We start from the raw sequence: 16,974 nt of genomic DNA, 5'->3' as shown, positions 1-16,974 counted from the left end.
GGAATTTTCGTGTCGCGAATCAGTAGTCGACGAGTTGATGCTCGCGCAAATACGCCAGGATCACTTGTGCTTTTTCGACGGAAGTCCCCTCAATTACGACGCTGCCGCCCCGGCTTTCCGTGGTCGTGGCCGAGAGCATGCGCGCGTGGCCCGAACGCTTTTCGGCCGCCGCCAGCCGCACGGGTTTTGCCGTCGCGGGCTTGATCGTCCAGGAGAAGCTTACCGATGCGTTGGCGGCACTCACCGGTACCGGTTCGATCGTCCCTTCGCGCAGTTTTGCGTACGCGTATCGCGGCGTGGCGTTGGCCATTGGATGCACCGCGACCAGGGCGGGCAAGCTTGCCTGCACGCGCCGGCGCAACCCTTTCGGCAGGAATTGCCGGACGGTGACTTGAGCCGCTTCAACGTCGGTTTCAATATCGATATCCACCGCCGATCCAAGCAGCGCAAAGCCTAATGCATCGGCAAGTTGGTACGGCAGCATGCCGCTGTCTTCCGTGCCTTCGGCGCGCGTGCCGGTCAGCACGAGGTCGTAACCCTTCAAGCGTGCGCTCAGCGCAGTCGCGATTTCATCGCCTTCTGCTACGGTCAGCACTTCCACCTTTGCCGCGCCCAACGCGAGATATTCGCGCAATGCGGGATTGGTTGGATCGCCTGCGTGCAACACGTCGAGCGTGGCCTGGTGTTGGATGGCGAGCCGCTTAGCCAAGGTCAGAGCAGCGGCGTCGTTGCGGCTATAGCGCGCCGTCCCGCTCACCGGATGACGACCCACTGATACGAGCACAGCGATCTTGCTTACGCGCTTCGTGATCGACGCATTACTCACGCTAGTCAATTGAACGCTCCCCGCGCGTGCTTGATGAGATTCATGCGAGCGCTCCTTCCAGCTTCGCGGTAGTCGAGGCTTGACCGCCGGACGGTGTGAGTGAGCCCGGGTTGGCACGCGCGTTACGTGCGGCCGCAGCGGCATCGGTCAACGCCGTGATCGTTTCCTGCGCGTCGCCGATGATCGTCAGGTTCGCGCGTTTTGCGATCGGTGCGCTCGCGTCCAGGTTCACTGCAATCACGTGACGGCAATCCTTGATGCCCTGCAAGTGCTGCACCGCGCCGGAGATACCGAACGCAATGTAGATGCTCGCATCGACCGTCTTGCCCGTTGCGCCGATCTGTTTGTCGCGAGGGAACTTGCCGTCGTCGACGGCTACGCGGCTTGCGCCGATTGCAGCGCCTACCGTACTGGCAAGGCGCTCGAATGCCGGAACATCGGTCACGCCATTACCCGCCGACACGATGAAATCCGCCTCTTCCAGCGCCACTTGCGCGGCATCTATTTCTTCGATGCCCAGGTCTTTGTAGGGACTTGTTTTCTGGTGGTCTTCAACGAGGAACTGCTCTGACGCAACCCGCTCCCCTGCGCCGATGAACGGCAACCTTGCATCAACCGCATTCGGAGCGAGCAGGATCACGTCGGGGAGAGAACGCACGGCAAACGCCTTGCGCGCTTGGGTATAAACCGCCACGTGCACGGCGTCGATTTCGACCACGTGTGTCGCCACCGATGCCTTCGCTTGCGCCGCGTATCGGCGACCAAGATCGCCGTCACCGGTGGCATTGTCGGGGAGGAAAACATGCGCAGGCGAATACGCCGCGACACATGCGGCGAGCGCATTCAGTGCGGCATCGGGTGCGAATGCGCGACGATCAAATGCCGGCATCTCGATCACCTTGTCCGCGCCCAACGCAGCCGCGTCATCCTTCAATTCGCCCAGGACAAGCAAGACGACTTGGGTTGTCGAGTCTGCAAGTAATGCGGCTGCCGCTAGCGTTTGGCGCGCGTGGTCGTCAAGCGAACCACGATCACTGTGCGCGGCCACGAGTAACGAACGTTGCGCTGTGGCTGTTGTACGGTGCGGCTTTGCCTGGTCACGATGCCCGCTCGTGGCGCCCGCTTGAACGTCCCCCGCCACGCCGACAAAACCCAGCGTAATGCGTTTTAGCCCTTCTGCCGTGATCGAAAATGGCCGGCGCGGATCAATTCGTTTGATGGTATCCATTGCTTACTCCAGCGCCGCTGCAACGAGTTCAGCCACATCCAGCACTTCCGGCCGAGTGCCTACCACACCTTCCAGCATCGCCGTGCAGTTCGGACAACCGACCGCAACGATCTCCGCGTTGATCGAGCGGGCATCGTTGATACGGATGTCGGGAATACGCTGCTTGCCGGGGATGTCGGTTAGCGGCGCGCCGCCACCACCGCCGCAGCATCGTCCACGCATGCCATTGCGTTCCATCTCGACGACCTTGATGCCGATCGATTTGAGCAACTTGCGCGGCGCTTCCGTCTCACCGTTGTATCGGCCGAGATAACACGGGTCGTGATACGTGACGGTCTTGCCCACAGCGAGCGCGCTTTCAGCGGCCGGCGTGAGCTTGCCACTAGCGACCAGCTCCGCGATCAATGACGTGTGATGCTGCACCTCATACAAGCCGCCCAGTGCGCGATATTCGTTGCGCAGGCTATGCATCACGTGCGGATCGGCGGTAACGATCCTCCTGAACGAATACTTCGAAAGGGTCTCGATGAGTTGTGTCGCCAGTTGCTGGAACGTGGCTTCATCGCCCAGACGACGCGCCGTATCGCCGGTATCCGTTTCCACACCGCCCAGCACCGCGTAGTCGACGCCGGCCTTGTTCAGCACTTTGACCAGCGCGCGCAGAGAGCGCTGATAGCGCATGTCGAACGCACCTTCGCCTGCGATGAGCAGCACATCGACCGGTCGTCCTGGCTGCGCGACCTGCACTTGCAAGTCCACGGCCCAGTCGTAACGCGCGCCGATATCAAAGCCGTTCGCGCTGCCCGTCTCGCGCAAGTTCGCCAGCGTTTCCGGACCCTTGCCCGGCACAATGCCCTCGACCAGCGTCTGGTTGCGACGCATGTCGACAATGGCGTCCACGTGCTCGATCAGCATCGGGCACTCTTGAACGCACGCACGGCACGTGGTGCAGGACCAGATCGTATTCGCCTCGATCATCGTGGAAATCAGCGGCTTCGACGGTGCGCCTGAATGCTTGCCGAGCGGAATGCCGGGCGTCGGGCTGCCTGCATACGCGGCGTCCGTACCGCCGACCATGCCGGTCACCAGATCCTGGATCAGCTTCTTCGGGTTCAGCGGCTGACCCGCTGCGAACGCCGGACATGCGGCTTCGCACTTGCCGCATTGCACGCAGGCATCGAAGCTCAATAATTGATTCCAGCGAAACTCCACCGGCTTGCCAACGCCATATTCCTTTGCATCGAGCACGGGCATCTTGAGCGCGGTCGGCGGCACGACGTCATGCTCGTGGCTGCGCCCCGTGAAACGCTCCTGCCGGGGATGAAACGCGAGATGCAGCAGACCCGCGAGCGCGTGTTTCATCGGACCGCCGCGAGCCGCGCCGAAGGTCATCGTGAAGGCACCCGCGGCAATCAATAACGCGACGATGATCGCCAATGCGCCGGACATTGCCGCAGCGGGCAACACGATGAACAGCACAAGCCCAAGCGCGAATGAACCGAGCAGCAGCGGCAGGCTGTCCCACGGACCACGGGACAAACGCGCCGGCACTGCCTTCGCTCCATGTCGGCGACGCCACACGAACACCGCACCGACCAGCATCACGAGCGCTGCCAAGAAAATCAGCTTGTCGAGCCACGGCGAATAGATAGCCAGCCCGTAGTTGATGAATACGAGCGCCATGGCTGCGATTGCGCCGCCGGCTGTTGCCACGTGCGTCTTCGCAATATACGGATCTCGCACGACCACATGATGCAGATCGACGAAATAGCGCTTCGGGATCGACAGCAAATTGCCCCAGCCGTATGCACCCGCTGCCGTCGCGCGGCCCTCACGCCAATACGCCGCACGCTTGAACAGTGCAAATGCCAGACCCGCCACCGACAACCACAACAACGCGGTAATGACAAACACCGGGCTCATTATCAGAAGTCCTTGACGAGGCGCAGCGCGTCGTAGATCGCGCCGTGAATGTTGTGCATGGAGATGCAGTCGCCTACGCGGAACAGCAGGAAGCGGCCATTGCCCAGGTCTTCACTCAAGGAAGGTTGCGGCTCGGATGCAAACAGCTTGTGCACATCGATCTGGCCGCGATTCAACGACTCCGGCTTGAGCTTCCAGTAGAGCTCGTCGTTCGGCACAATGCCGTTCTCGATCACCACCTGATCGACCGCGCGCTCCTCCTGCTCTTCTGTGTACTCGTTACGGATCACGGCGATCTTCTTGCCGTCTTCCTCATACACTTTGTCGAGCCAGTAGTTCGGCGTGGCGATAACGCCTTGCGCATACAGACGCCGATAGAAAATCGGGAAGGTCGTCCCGCCCACATCGTCGGAGACCTTCACGTCCGGCGTCACGATCTCGACATTGCCACCGCGGCTCGCGATGAAATCCGCTACGCCGGCGCCTGCTTGCATGCTGACCCCGTCATAGACCAGCACGTTCTTGCCCGGCTCGACCTTGCCTGAAAGGATGTCCCACGAACTCACGGCGAGACCTTGCTCGACGCCCCACGCCGGCACTTGCTGCGTGAACGATGAACCGCCTGTCGCCAGCACGACGATGTCCGGCTTTTCCGCCATGATCATCTTGTCATCGGCGGCAACGCCCAGACGGCGATCCACACCAAGGCGCTTCGTTTCCATGTCGAACCAGCGCACGATGCCCGCCATCTGTTCGCGCTGCGGCGCCTTGGCCGCCAGCATGATCTGGCCGCCCACGTAGTCGTTCTTCTCGAACAATACGACGTCATGCCCTCGCGATTTCGCCACGCGCGCGGCTTCGAGTCCCGCAGGACCCGCACCAACGACCACGACCTTGCGCTTCGGTCCACGCGATTTTTCGATCACGTGCGGCATGGTCTCTTCGCGTGATGTGGCCGCGTTCTGCACGCACAGCACATCAAGACCGTTGTACTGCCGGTCGATACAATAATTCGCGCCCACGCACTGCTTGATCTCGTCTTCGCGGCCATCGCGGATCTTGATGACCATGTGCGGATCGGCGATCTGAGCCCGCGTCATGCCGACCAGATCGATCATGCCGCTTTCAAGCAAGCGCTCCGCTTGCCCCGCGTCGCGAATACTTTGCGCATGCATCACGGGCAGCTTCACCACCGACTTGATGCCCGCCGCGAGATGCACGAACGGCTCGGGCGGCAGCGCCATAGGTGGCATGCAGTTCGCGAGCGTGTTGTGCGTGTCAGCACCAGAACCAATCACGCCGATGTAGTCGATCAGACCGGACTCTGACATCGACTGCGCGATCTCTTTCAACTGCGTGTGATCGAGGCCGTCTTCGTGGAATTCGTCGCCGCACATGCGCAGGCCGACGCAGAAATCCGGACCTACCGCTTCACGCACGGCCTTGAGCACTTCGTTACCAAAACGAAGACGGTTTTCGAGCGAACCGCCCCATTCATCGGTACGAAAATTCGTGCGCGGACTCCAGAACTGGTCGATCAAATGCTGGTGCGCCGCCGAGATTTCGACGCCATCCATGCCCGCATCTTTCACACGCTTGGCGGCCGCCGCGAAGTCGGAAATGATGCGCTTGATCTCCTCCACTTCAATGATCTTCGCGTTGCCGCGATGCACCGGTTCACGCACGCCGGACGGCGACATCAGATGCGGCCAGTGCTCGCCGTGATAAGCCGTGCGACGGCCCATGTGAGTCGCCTGGATCATGATCTTCGCGCCGTGCTTGTGCATGGCTTCGGCCAGACGCGAGAGCGGATCAATAATCTTGTCGGTCGCAAGGTTCACCGACTTCCACCATCCTTGCGGACTATCGATAGACACCGGGCTCGAGCCGCCGCATACGGCCAATCCTACGCCGCCCTTGGCCTTTTCCTCGTAATAACGGATATACCGATCACCGGGCAAACCGCCCGGTTCCGCGTAGACCTCAGCGTGCGCGGTGCTGACAATGCGGTTGCGCAAGGTCAGCTTGTTCAGCGTGAGAGGCTTGAAAAGGTTGGGGTAACGCATCGCGGTCGACCTCGGATTTATATCTACGTGCTAGGCGTTCACGCTGCCAGCGGCGTCACTTCGAATACGCAATGCGAATGGCCTTCAGCCGCGCATTGGGTCTCGACCGAAAACGACTTCGGACCTTTCTTCGTGCCTTCCGTCGCGGTGTCGTTGACCCAGTCCATCGCACCTGAGAACCAGCCTGCGAACATGTAGCAAAGCTTGCCTTCCTTGCCCGGCTGCGCCAGCACGAACGACGAGTTATGCAGATGCACGGTCGCCGTTGATGCAGCCGGATCACTTTTTACGATCGAGAACAAACCCCAGCCGCGTTGCGACAGGCGCTTCAGATAATGTTCAAACACCGCCATGCCGCTGATGCCGTGCTGCGTGGCTTCTTTATCGCACCAGTGATACGCCGACTTGTGGCCCGCTGTATAAAGGCTTTTCGCATACACGTCGCGGCCCAGCGCTTCTTCAACCGCCAGGTGATTGTTCGTGAAGAAATGGCGCGGCACATAGAGCATGGGCAGCGAGTCGGTCGTCCAGACGCCGGTTTCCGGATCGACGTCAATAGGCAGTTGCGGTTGCATCGTGTGGGTTCCTTTGTATTGGGTGAGCCGGGTCAGACGTTCCAGACGCTGTCGAACACGCGTACCCAGTTTTCGCCCATGATCTTCTTGATGCGCGACTCGCTCCAGCCGGCGCGTTCCATCGCGGCGGTCAGGTTCGGGAATTCTCCAATCGTTCGGATTCCTTCTGGATTAACGACCTTGCCGAAATTCGTCAACTGACGATAACGACCCTTGTCGTGTGTGATCCAGTCGAAGAATTCCGTGCTGTAGCCTTGCGTGAAGTCCGTGCCAATGCCCACGTTGTCTTCGCCGATCAGGTCGACCACATACTCGATTGCTTCGAGGTAGTCTTCCACCGTCGCATCCGGGCCGCGCTTCAGGAACGGCGCGAACATCGTCACGCCGACGAAACCGCCCGCGTCGACAATTTCCTTGAGTTGTTCATCGGACTTGTTGCGCGGATGTTCTTTCAGGCCCGACGGGCAGCAATGCGAATAACACACCGGCTTCTTCGAGAACGCGATAGCTTCGGAAGACGTCGTGCCGCCTACGTGCGACAGGTCGACCATGATGCCCACGCGATTCATTTCCTGGATCACTTCGCGACCGAAGCCCGAGAGACCACCATCGCGTTCATAGCAACCGGTGCCCACGAGGTTCTGCGTGTTGTAGCAAAGCTGCACGACATTCACGCCAAGTTGCTTGAACGTTTCGATATAGCCCAGGTTGTCCTCGAACGCATGCGCGTTCTGAAAACCAAAAATGATGCCCGTCTTGTTCTCCTGCTTCGCGCGGCGAATGTCGTCCGTGGTGCGCACAAGCGTGAGGATGTCGCTGTGCTCGCGCATCATCTGACGCATTTCAGCAATGTTATCTACGGTTTTCTGGAAGCTCTCCCAGACCGACACGGTGCAGTTCACCGCGGTCACGCCGCCCTTTCTCATGTCCTCGAATACCGACGGCTCGAACTTGGAAATATTCAGGCCGTCGATGATGATGCTGCTGTCGTGAAGTGTGCTCATCTCTTGCTCCGGAAAAGGAGGGCGTAATCAATAAATGGGAAAGCGTTCGCACAGCGCGAAGATTTCGCGGCGCACGCGGTGTTCGGTCTCAGCGTGACCGTCCGGGTGATCGCGCAAAGCGTCAAATACTTCCACGATCAAGCGGCCGATGTCACGGAACTCTGCCACGCCAAAACCACGCGTGGTGCCGGCCGGCGTGCCGAGGCGCACCCCTGAGGTGACCGTGGGCTTTTCCGGATCGAACGGAATGCCGTTCTTGTTGCAAGTGATCCCGGCGCGTTCCAGCGCGTGCTCGACCTGGTTACCCTTCAAACCCTTCGGACGCAGATCGACGAGCAACAAGTGGTTATCCGTACCGCCGGTCACGAGATCGACGCCGCCGGCCTTCAGCACTTCGCCCAGCGCCTTTGCGTTCGCCAGCACGTTATCGATGTAAGTCTTGAAACCGGGCTGCAGCGCCTCGCCGAAGGCGACGGCCTTCCCAGCTATTACGTGCATCAGCGGACCGCCCTGGAGGCCCGGGAACACCGCTGAATTGATCTTCTTGGCGATGTCTTCGTCATTGGTCAGTACAAAACCGCCGCGCGGGCCGCGCAGCGTCTTGTGCGTGGTGGATGTCACCACATGTGCGTGGTCGACCGGGTTTTGATGACGCCCTGCGGCGATCACGCCGGCAATGTGCGCCATGTCGACCATCAGCCTGGAACCCGCCTTATCCGCAATGGCACGCAGCCGCGCAAAGTCCAGTTCGCGCGGATAAGCCGAGAAGCCGGCGATCAACAACGTCGGCTTGTGCTGCAAAGCGAGCTCTTCGATCTGCTCGTAATCGATCAGCATGGTCTCGCGGTTCACGCCGTACTGGATCGCGTTGAACCACTTGCCGGACATCGCCGGCTTCGCGCCGTGCGTCAGGTGACCGCCTGCATCGAGCGACATGCCGAGCACGGTGTCACCGGGTTTGGTCAGCGCGAGCATCACGGCACCATTCGCTTGCGCGCCGGAATGCGGCTGGACGTTGGCGAATTGCGCGTTGAAGAGTTGCTTAACGCGATCGATCGCAAGGGTTTCGATTTCATCGACGAATTCGCAACCGCCGTAATAACGCTTGCCCGGATAACCTTCCGCGTATTTATTCGTCAGCACCGAACCCTGCGCTTCAAGAACAGCGCGCGAGACAATGTTCTCCGACGCGATCAATTCGATCTGCGACTGCTGGCGTTCCAGCTCTTTCAGGATGGCGCTGCGCACGGGCGCGTCGCGGGTGGCAAGCGGTTCTTCGAAGAACGGGGCGGCGGGGCGAGTCGAGGAATTTGACATTGAAACATCCGTGGGTTCGGGGACAAGTCGTTTTTTGAAAGGCGGTTTGCTTGGCGGGCCGGTATGCAAAGGCACTTGAAACCACGCTGAGACCCGCTTTCCGATGCGTCTATTCTTGACTTTCACCCCCCACGCCAATTTATGAATTTAGACGTGTTCTTGGCCTTTTCCGACATGCGCGTCCGTTTTACACAAGTCGCCCATGCGCCGTTCTAGACGTCAATTCGATGCTGCACTGCGGCGAACCGTTCGCGCTCTCAAGCGGTGCGAATCGCGGCCCTGATCCCCGTCGCGGTGCGTAGCAAATCACTTACGTCTTCGTAAGCTTCAACGCCGATAGGGTTTAGCCTGATGGCATGCTAGTTGCAAACATCTACAAAATGTCCATAGTCGTGTCCCCACGACATAGCCACACCCTAGATTCGAAGGATTCCCTCCTCCATGTCCCCCGACAGAACCGCGTCGCTCGCGCATTTCGCGTTCATGCCGCTGCCCAATTTCACGATGATCGCGTTCACCAACGCCATCGAAGTGCTGCGCATGGCGAACTATCTGACCGGGCAGAAGCTGTACACGTGGTCGATCGTGAGTCCGGACGGCGGCCCCGTGGCGGCAAGCAATGGCCTCTCTGTGGATACCGGACCGGTCGAGTGCGTCGGGCTACCTGACATTGTGTTCGTGGTCGGCGGCATTGACGTCCAGCGCGAGACCACGCCCGCGCATCTGTCGGCGTTGCGCCGTTTTGCGCGGCTGGGCAGCGTGCTCGGCAGTCTCTGCACCGGCACCTATGCTCTCGCGCGAGCCGGTCTGCTCGCGGGCTATGCATGCGCGATTCATTGGGAAAACATGTCGGCGCTGAAGGAGGAATTCCCGGAAACGCGCTTTCTCAAAGAGTTATTCGTGATCGACCGGGATCGCGTGACCTGCACGGGCGGCGTTGCGCCGCTCGACATGATGTTGAACCTGATCGCCACGCGCGTGGGGTCGGCGAAGGTCACGCAGATTGCGGAACAGTTCATTGTGGAGCACGTTCGCGATACCAGCGCGCAGCAGCGCATGCCGTTGGTCGCGCGGTTGGGCTCGGCGAACAAGTCGCTGTTCGAAGTGATTTCGCTGATGGAGAACAACATAGAGGAGCCGTTGTCGCGGGAAGAACTTGCGCGGCTGGCGGGGATGTCGCAGCGGCAATTGCAGCGGCTGTTTCGCGAGCACCTTGGCATGACGCCGACGCACTATTACCTGACCCTGCGGTTGCGCCGTGCGCGTGAATTGCTGTTGCAGACCGATATGTCGATCATGCACATCACGATGGCTTGCGGCTTTCAGTCGGCGTGCCACTTCAGCAAGAGCTATCGAGACTCATTCGGCACAGCGCCTACGCGGGAACGGCGGCGCCAGTTGCCGCCGCTCGCTGTTGTTGCTCCGATGGTCATCGCCCAAAGCGCCGCTTAGGTTTTCGTTCGCACTCGGTCGGGGGGGCGTTGGGGGTCGAGGGGCTAGGTTCTGGGGTTAGTGGGCGGGGTCTATGCCGGGTTGCTGCTTTCGGCCTTAGTGGTCTGCGAGAGTCGGATATTCTCTTTATCACTATTAGCCACTGTGCGTGGCGGCACGTCATTTCTTTGTCCAAAGCGACAAAGAAACGAAGCAAAGAAAGCGCTTTAACCGCTCTACCCTAAGTGTCCACAGCGTGCAGTTTCTATTCACGGGTGCCCCAAAAGCACGGTGCTCGCCAGAGCCACGGATGTGTGAAACCCTCCTTCTCCGAACACCGATACCCACACGCTTCGCCACCAGTGATTGAACCTGCCAAAGGGGCACCCCGCGCTATCCGCGGACGACCAACCACCAATTTTTATGCGTGACGGACCACGCCGCCGACCCGCCAAGAAATGGGGCCGCGAAGATGCGTAAGGCCGTAGCCTACGAAAATAACCGCACTAACCAAGCGGCTAACCCACGAAGAACCGTAGAAGCAAATACGCGTTAGGCCGTGCTGGTTCCTGGTCAATTCGTGCGTGCCCGAGAGCACGGGTGGCGAAGCGTGTTCATTGGCAAGCGCGGGTCTACGAGTACCCGTGAGGCCGCACTGGCTCCTTGGCAATGGTGCTTGCCCGAGAGCGTACGGGGCGAAGCGTGTTCGTGTCAGGATTCGCGAGAAGGAGGGGTTCAAACATTCGTCGCTCTGGCGAACACCGTGCTTTTGGGGCACCTATGAATAAAAACTGCACGCTGTGGACACTTAGGGTAGCGTGGTTTAAAAGCGCTTTCTTTGCTTCGTTTCTTTGTCGCTTTGGACAAAGAAATGACGTGCCGCCACGCACAGTGGCTAACAGTGATAAAGAGAAAATCCAACTCTCGCAGACCACTAACGCCGAAAGCACCAACCCGGCATAGACCCCGACCACTAACCCCAGAACCGACCAACCCAGCACTGACCCCGACCACGAACCCCAACGCCCCAAAACCGCCAACCCCAACCCCGAGTGCGAACGCCCCCCTTAGGCCGCTTTCAACATCCCGTGCGGGTCAATCACGAACTTGCGCGGCGCACCACCATCAAATTGCCGATACCCATCCGGCGCCTGATCAAGCGTCACCACCGACACATTAACGATATCCGCAATCGGCAAGCGATCCCACAAAATAGCCTGCATCAGGTTCTGGTTGTACTTCATGACCGGCGTCTGCCCAGTAAAAAACGAATGCGACTTAGCCCAGCCCAACCCGAAGCGAATGCTCAGCGCACCCTTCCTCGCGGCTGCATCGGCGGCGCCTGGATCGTCGGTGACATAGAGTCCCGGAATGCCGATCGCACCCGCTACCCGCGTGATCTCCATCAGCGAATTCAGCACCGCGGCAGGCGCTTCCTGATGGCTTCCACTGCTGCCGTGACCATGCGCCTCGAAGCCGACGCAATCGACCGCGCAATCCACTTCCGGTGTGCCGAGAATGGCCGCGATCTGCTCGCCAAGCGTTGCATCCTTCGATAAATCCACGGTCTCAAAGCCAACCTTGCGCGCATGCGCGAGACGCTCTTCGTTCATGTCGCCGACTATCGTACAAGCTGCGCCCAGCAAACGAGCGGATGCCGCCGCGGCCATTCCGACCGGACCCGCGCCCGCGATATACACCGTCGAACCCGGCTTGACACCCGCCATCACGGCACCGTGATAGCCCGTGGGCAGGATGTCGGACAGGCACGTGAGATCGCGGATCTTCGACATCGCCTGGTCGCGGTCGGGAAACTTCAGGAGATTGAAATCGGCGTACGGGACCAACACGTATTCAGCCTGACCGCCGATCCAGCCGCCCATGTCCACGTAACCATAGGCACCGCCCGCACGCGACGGATTGACGTTCAGGCACACGCCCGTATTCTGCGCCTTGCAGGTCGGACAGCGGCCGCACGCTACGTTGAACGGCACCGAAACCAGATCGCCAATCTTGAGCGTCTCCACGTCGCGCCCAACCTCGATCACCTCGCCAGTAATCTCATGCCCGAGCACAAGGCCGACCTGAGCCGTCGTGCGGCCCCGCACCATATGCTGGTCCGACCCGCAAATATTCGTGGTGACCACCTTGAGAATCACGCCATGACCGATCTGCCGGCCGCTCGGATCGACCATCTTCGGATAGTCGATGGATTGCACTTCAACCTTGCCCTGCCCCAGATACACGACGCCGCGATTACTGCTCATTGCCTGTCTCCTTGTCTCGTGGACGATCTGCACGGCAAAACATAGCCATGCACCGCCTAACGAGCGTAGTCCTGTGCCGCACCACCGACGCACATCGAACACGACACGGGTTTGACAGAATCCGACATGGCGGTTTTATATTGATTGACCAATCAATATAAAATACATAGGATTCAATCCTGGTTTTCTTAACGCTTCTTTAGACAAAACCCATGCCCAAGCTAGGAATGCGCGAAATCCGCCGGGCGCAGTTGATCGACGCCACGCTGCTGACCATCGACCATGCGGGTCTTGCCGGCACGACGCTGGCGTCGGTTGCGCAACGCGCGAGCATTTCCACGGGTATCGTCAGTCATTATTTCGGCGACAAGGACAGCCTGCTCGAAGCCACCATGCGCCATGTGCTGCGCGACCTGTGGAACGCAACATCGCGCAGGCGCCGGGTTGCGAAAGACGAACCGCGAGCACGCTTGCGTGCCGTGGTGGCGGCGAACTTCGATGCCGCGCAAGTCAGCAATCCCGTGATGAAGACGTGGCTCGCGTTCTGGTCGGAGAGCATGCACAAACCGCAATTGCGGCGGCTGCAGAACGTCAACACGCGCCGCCTGTATTCCAATTTGTGCGCTGATTTTTCGAAGGCACTGCCGCGCGCCACCGCCCGTCGCGCGGCAAGTGGACTGGCGGCATTGATCGACGGCTTGTGGTTGCGCGGCGCGCTCTCAGGTGAACCGTTCGACACGAAAGCGGCCATGCGTCTGGCCAACGATTACATCGACCTCGTGCTCGACACACGCGGCCGGACCCTCACTTAAAGGACTACGCCATGCCCGTATTCGAACTGCAGCGCTTGTACATCGGCGGTGTTTACGTCGATGCCACCAGCGGCAAAACCTTTGACACGCTCGACCCCGCCACGGGCGAAATGCTCGCGAGCGTTCAACAGGCAAGCGCAGCGGATATCGATCGCGCCGTGCGCTCGGCGCGCGAAGGCCAGCGCGAATGGGCCGCCATGACCGCAATGCAACGCTCGCGCATCCTGCGTCGCGCGGTGGATATTCTGCGTGAACGCAACGACGAACTCGCCGCGCTCGAAACCCGCGATACGGGCAAGCCGATTGCCGAAACACGCGCCGTGGACATTGTCACCGGCGCCGATGTAATCGAGTACTACGCCGGGCTTGCAACGGCCATAGAAGGTCAGCAGATCCCACTGCGCGCGAGTTCGTTCGTCTATACACGACGCGAACCGCTTGGCGTATGCGCGGGCATTGGTGCATGGAATTATCCGATCCAGATCGCCTGCTGGAAGTCCGCCCCCGCGCTCGCCGCCGGCAACGCGATGATCTTCAAGCCCAGCGAAATCACGCCGCTCAGCACGTTGAAACTCGCTGAAATCTATTCCGAAGCCGGCGTTCCCGCAGGTGTGTTCAACGTCGTGCAAGGCGATGGCCGCGTGGGCGCGTTGCTTGCCGCGCATCCGGACATCGCGAAGATCTCGTTTACGGGTGGTGTGGAGACGGGCAAGAAAGTCATGTCGATGGCCGGCGGTTCATCGCTGAAAGAAGTCACGATGGAACTGGGCGGCAAGTCCCCGCTCGTCATTTTCGATGACGCCAATCTCGAGCGCGCCGCCGACATTGCGATGAGCGCCAACTTCTTCAGTTCAGGCCAGGTCTGTACGAACGGCACGCGTGTGTTCGTGCAACGACCGGTGTACGAGCGCTTCGAAGCGCTTCTACTGGAGCGCGTCAAGCGCATTCGAGTAGGCTCTCCAACGGACACCAACACCAACTTCGGCCCGCTCGTCAGCGCCGCGCAATTACATAAAGTCCTGGGGTTCATCGAAAGCGGCAAGCAAGAGGGTGCGCGATTAATCGCGGGTGGATCGCGGATCGTGCATGACGCGTTCGCTCAAGGGCAATACGTCGAACCGACCATCTTCACCGATTGCCGCGACGACATGCGCATTGTGCGAGAAGAGATTTTTGGCCCGGTCATGAGCATCCTCACATTTGATGAGGAAAACGAAGTGATCGAGCGTGCCAACGCGACCGAATACGGCCTCGCCGCGGGCGTGGTCACGGAGAATCTGTCGCGTGCGCATCGCGTGATTCATGCGCTGCAAGTCGGCATCTGCTGGATCAATACGTGGGGCGAATCGCCTGCTGAAATGCCCGTGGGCGGATACAAGCAGTCGGGCGTAGGCCGCGAAAACGGCATCACCACTCTCGAGCACTACACAAGCATCAAGTCCGTGCAAGTCGAACTCGGTCCCTACCAACCCGTATTCTAAGGAGCGACGCGATGAGCGCGAACGAGTTCGACTACATCGTCGTGGGCGCGGGTTCGGCGGGCAACGTGCTCGCCTCGCGTCTCACCGAAGACCCCGACGTGACCGTGCTGCTGCTTGAAGCAGGCGGTCCGGACTACCGCTTCGACTTCCGCACGCAAATGCCGGCCGCGCTGGCGTTTCCGTTGCAAGGAAGGCGCTATAACTGGGCCTACGAAACCGATCCCGAACCGTACATGAACAATCGGCGCATGGAATGCGGCCGCGGTAAAGGACTGGGCGGGTCGTCGCTGATCAACGGCATGTGCTACATCCGCGGCAATGCGCTCGACTACGACGGCTGGGCCGAGAGAAAAGGCCTTGAAAACTGGACCTATTCTGATTGCCTGCCGTATTTTCGCAAGGCCGAAACGCGCGATGCCGGACCGAACCCGTATCACGGCGGTGACGGCCCGGTGCACGTAACGACCTCGAAGCCCGGCAACAATCCGTTGTTTGCCGCGATGGTCGAAGCCGGTGTGCAGGCCGGTTATCCCCGAACCGATGACCTCAACGGATACAGCCAGGAAGGTTTCGGCCCGATGGACCGGACCGTGACGCCTAAGGGTCGCCGCTCAAGCACCGCGCGCGGATATCTCGACCGCGCGAAAGGCCGGCCGAATCTCACGATCGCGACGCATGCCGTCACGGATCGCGTCTTGTTCGCCGGGAAAAAAGCGATTGGCGTGGCCTATTTACACGGTGGCGAACGTGTCACCGCGCATGTACGTCGCGAAGTGCTGGTGTGCAGCGGCGCGATTGCATCGCCGCAATTACTGCAGCGTTCGGGTGTCGGCCGATCGACGTGGCTGCGGGAACTTGACGTGCCTTTAGTGCATGACCTGCCCGGCGTCGGTGAGAATCTCCAGGATCATCTGGAGATGTACATGCAGTACGAATGCCTTGAACCCGTGTCGCTTTATCCTGCGCTTCAGTGGTGGAACCAGCCGCAGATCGGGGTTGAATGGATGTTGAATGGTACGGGCATTGGTGCGAGCAATCAGTTCGAAGCGGGCGGCTTTATACGTACGCGCGACGACGACCTGTGGCCCAACATTCAATATCACTTCCTGCCCGTCGCAATCAACTACAACGGCTCGAACCCGATCAAGATGCATGGCTTCCAGGCGCATGTGGGTTCCATGCGATCGCCCAGCCGCGGCCGCATCAAGCTGAAGTCTCGCGATCCGAACGCGCACCCGAGCATCTTGTTCAACTACATGTCGGACCCGCTTGACTGGCGTGAATTCCGCGACGCGATCCGCATTACGCGCGAGATCATGCACCAGCCGGCGCTCGCGAAATATCGTGGACGGGAGTTGCATCCGGGCGCTGATCTCACCACGGACGATCAACTCGACGCGTTCGTGAGGCAACGTGCGGAGACGGCTTACCATCCGTCGTGTTCGTGCAAGATGGGTTACGACGAGTTGGCCGTGGTCGATAACGAAGGCCGCGTACACGGGCTCGAATCGCTGCGCGTGGTCGATGCGTCGATCATGCCGCTGATCGTGACCGGCAACTTGAATGCGCCAACAATCATGCTGGCCGAAAAGATCGCCGACAAGATCCGGGGGCATGAGCCGCTAGCGCGTGTTGATACGCCGTATTTCGTCGCGCATGGTGCAAAGGCGCGTAAGGGGGAAACCGTCGCGGCGGTGTAAATCGTCATTTTTTGGGCATCTCGGCTTGGCAGCCGCGATGCCCTTTTAGTTCTAGTCAACTACCGCCGTGGAAACCGGGTCACATCTCAAGCCGCGCACGCGCAGCCATCGCTATGCGCGCAATCGTCTCGGTGCTCAAGCGCTCCGCCACCTTGTGAACATACTCATGATGGCGCGGCTCGAGCGGCGCACCAAGATACTGTGCATGCAGATAGCGGATCAACGCAATTCGCCGATGCCCAAGCGCCAGGCTGCGATCGAGCAGTGCGAGTGCCGCATCAGGATCATGCTGCTCGCACGCAAGCTGCGAAAGTCCGGCGGTTTGAACACGCGTCGACGTCATG

13 protein-coding genes are annotated in these 16,974 nt (G+C 60.1%); 4 read left to right on the top strand and 9 right to left on the bottom strand.

All coding sequences use genetic code 11. From position 1 onward, the window contains the following. Positions 1–19: 19 nt before the first annotated feature. From ACSQ8V_RS18785 to ACSQ8V_RS18755, 7 genes are read right to left on the bottom strand one after another with little or no spacing between them, the layout of a single operon-like run. On the bottom strand, positions 20–811 hold the full coding sequence (locus ACSQ8V_RS18785) for an electron transfer flavoprotein subunit beta/FixA family protein (RefSeq protein ID WP_436207958.1): 792 nt from the start codon (positions 809–811) through the stop codon (positions 20–22). 55 nt (positions 812–866) lie between these two features. Beyond that, a complete protein-coding gene (locus ACSQ8V_RS18780) occupies positions 867–2,054 on the bottom strand; it encodes an electron transfer flavoprotein subunit alpha/FixB family protein (protein ID WP_436206722.1) in 1,188 nt (395 codons plus the stop codon). A gap of 3 nt (positions 2,055–2,057) precedes the next feature. Next, positions 2,058–3,977: a (Fe-S)-binding protein gene (locus ACSQ8V_RS18775; RefSeq protein ID WP_436206721.1), complete on the bottom strand. Its 1,920-nt coding sequence runs from the start codon at positions 3,975–3,977 to the stop codon at positions 2,058–2,060. 2 nt (positions 3,978–3,979) lie between these two features. Next, positions 3,980–6,043: an FAD-dependent oxidoreductase gene (locus tag ACSQ8V_RS18770; protein WP_436206720.1), complete on the bottom strand. Its 2,064-nt coding sequence runs from the start codon at positions 6,041–6,043 to the stop codon at positions 3,980–3,982. A gap of 38 nt (positions 6,044–6,081) precedes the next feature. Continuing rightward, the gene (locus ACSQ8V_RS18765) at positions 6,082–6,618 is read right to left on the bottom strand and encodes a DUF5943 domain-containing protein (RefSeq protein ID WP_436206719.1); all 537 of its coding nucleotides are present in this window, start codon (positions 6,616–6,618) and stop codon (positions 6,082–6,084) included. A gap of 32 nt (positions 6,619–6,650) precedes the next feature. Continuing rightward, the gene (locus ACSQ8V_RS18760; RefSeq protein WP_213769129.1) at positions 6,651–7,622 is read right to left on the bottom strand and encodes a dipeptidase; all 972 of its coding nucleotides are present in this window, start codon (positions 7,620–7,622) and stop codon (positions 6,651–6,653) included. A 27-nt stretch (positions 7,623–7,649) separates the two neighbouring features. Beyond that, a complete protein-coding gene (locus ACSQ8V_RS18755) occupies positions 7,650–8,939 on the bottom strand; it encodes a serine hydroxymethyltransferase (RefSeq protein WP_436206718.1) in 1,290 nt (429 codons plus the stop codon). A gap of 441 nt (positions 8,940–9,380) precedes the next feature. Here ACSQ8V_RS18755 and ACSQ8V_RS18750 point away from each other — a divergent pair, with 441 nt between their 5' ends. After that, positions 9,381–10,391, top strand: coding sequence for a GlxA family transcriptional regulator (locus tag ACSQ8V_RS18750; RefSeq protein WP_213769131.1), 1,011 nt, complete (start codon positions 9,381–9,383; stop codon positions 10,389–10,391). Between the two features lie 1,046 nt (positions 10,392–11,437). On the opposite strand, the gene fdhA is transcribed toward ACSQ8V_RS18750, so the two are convergent. Continuing rightward, positions 11,438–12,637 carry a formaldehyde dehydrogenase, glutathione-independent gene (gene fdhA, locus ACSQ8V_RS18745; RefSeq protein WP_436183269.1) on the bottom strand — a complete coding sequence of 400 codons (1,200 nt, stop codon included), beginning with the start codon at positions 12,635–12,637 and terminating at the stop codon, positions 11,438–11,440. Between the two features lie 212 nt (positions 12,638–12,849). Here fdhA and betI point away from each other — a divergent pair, with 212 nt between their 5' ends. The 3 genes from betI to betA are packed head-to-tail and all read left to right on the top strand — an operon-like array spanning position 12,850 to position 16,630. Continuing rightward, positions 12,850–13,449: a transcriptional regulator BetI gene (gene betI, locus ACSQ8V_RS18740; protein WP_436206717.1), complete on the top strand. Its 600-nt coding sequence runs from the start codon at positions 12,850–12,852 to the stop codon at positions 13,447–13,449. Between the two features lie 11 nt (positions 13,450–13,460). Then, the gene (gene betB, locus ACSQ8V_RS18735) at positions 13,461–14,930 is read left to right on the top strand and encodes a betaine-aldehyde dehydrogenase (protein ID WP_436206716.1); all 1,470 of its coding nucleotides are present in this window, start codon (positions 13,461–13,463) and stop codon (positions 14,928–14,930) included. Positions 14,931–14,941: 11 nt separating this feature from the next. Continuing rightward, positions 14,942–16,630, top strand: a complete 1,689-nt coding sequence (betA, locus tag ACSQ8V_RS18730) for a choline dehydrogenase (protein WP_436206715.1) — start codon at positions 14,942–14,944, stop codon at positions 16,628–16,630. Positions 16,631–16,709: 79 nt separating this feature from the next. On the opposite strand, the gene ACSQ8V_RS18725 is transcribed toward betA, so the two are convergent. Further along, a complete protein-coding gene (locus ACSQ8V_RS18725; protein ID WP_436206714.1) occupies positions 16,710–16,973 on the bottom strand; it encodes a hypothetical protein in 264 nt (87 codons plus the stop codon). Position 16,974: the final 1 nt, after the last annotated feature.

The organism is Caballeronia sp. LjRoot31 (assembly GCF_964253885.1).
Taxonomy (GTDB): domain Bacteria; phylum Pseudomonadota; class Gammaproteobacteria; order Burkholderiales; family Burkholderiaceae; genus Caballeronia.
The sequence above is the reverse complement of the archived record's forward strand: the minus strand, read 5'-3'. Positions and strand labels throughout refer to the sequence as shown.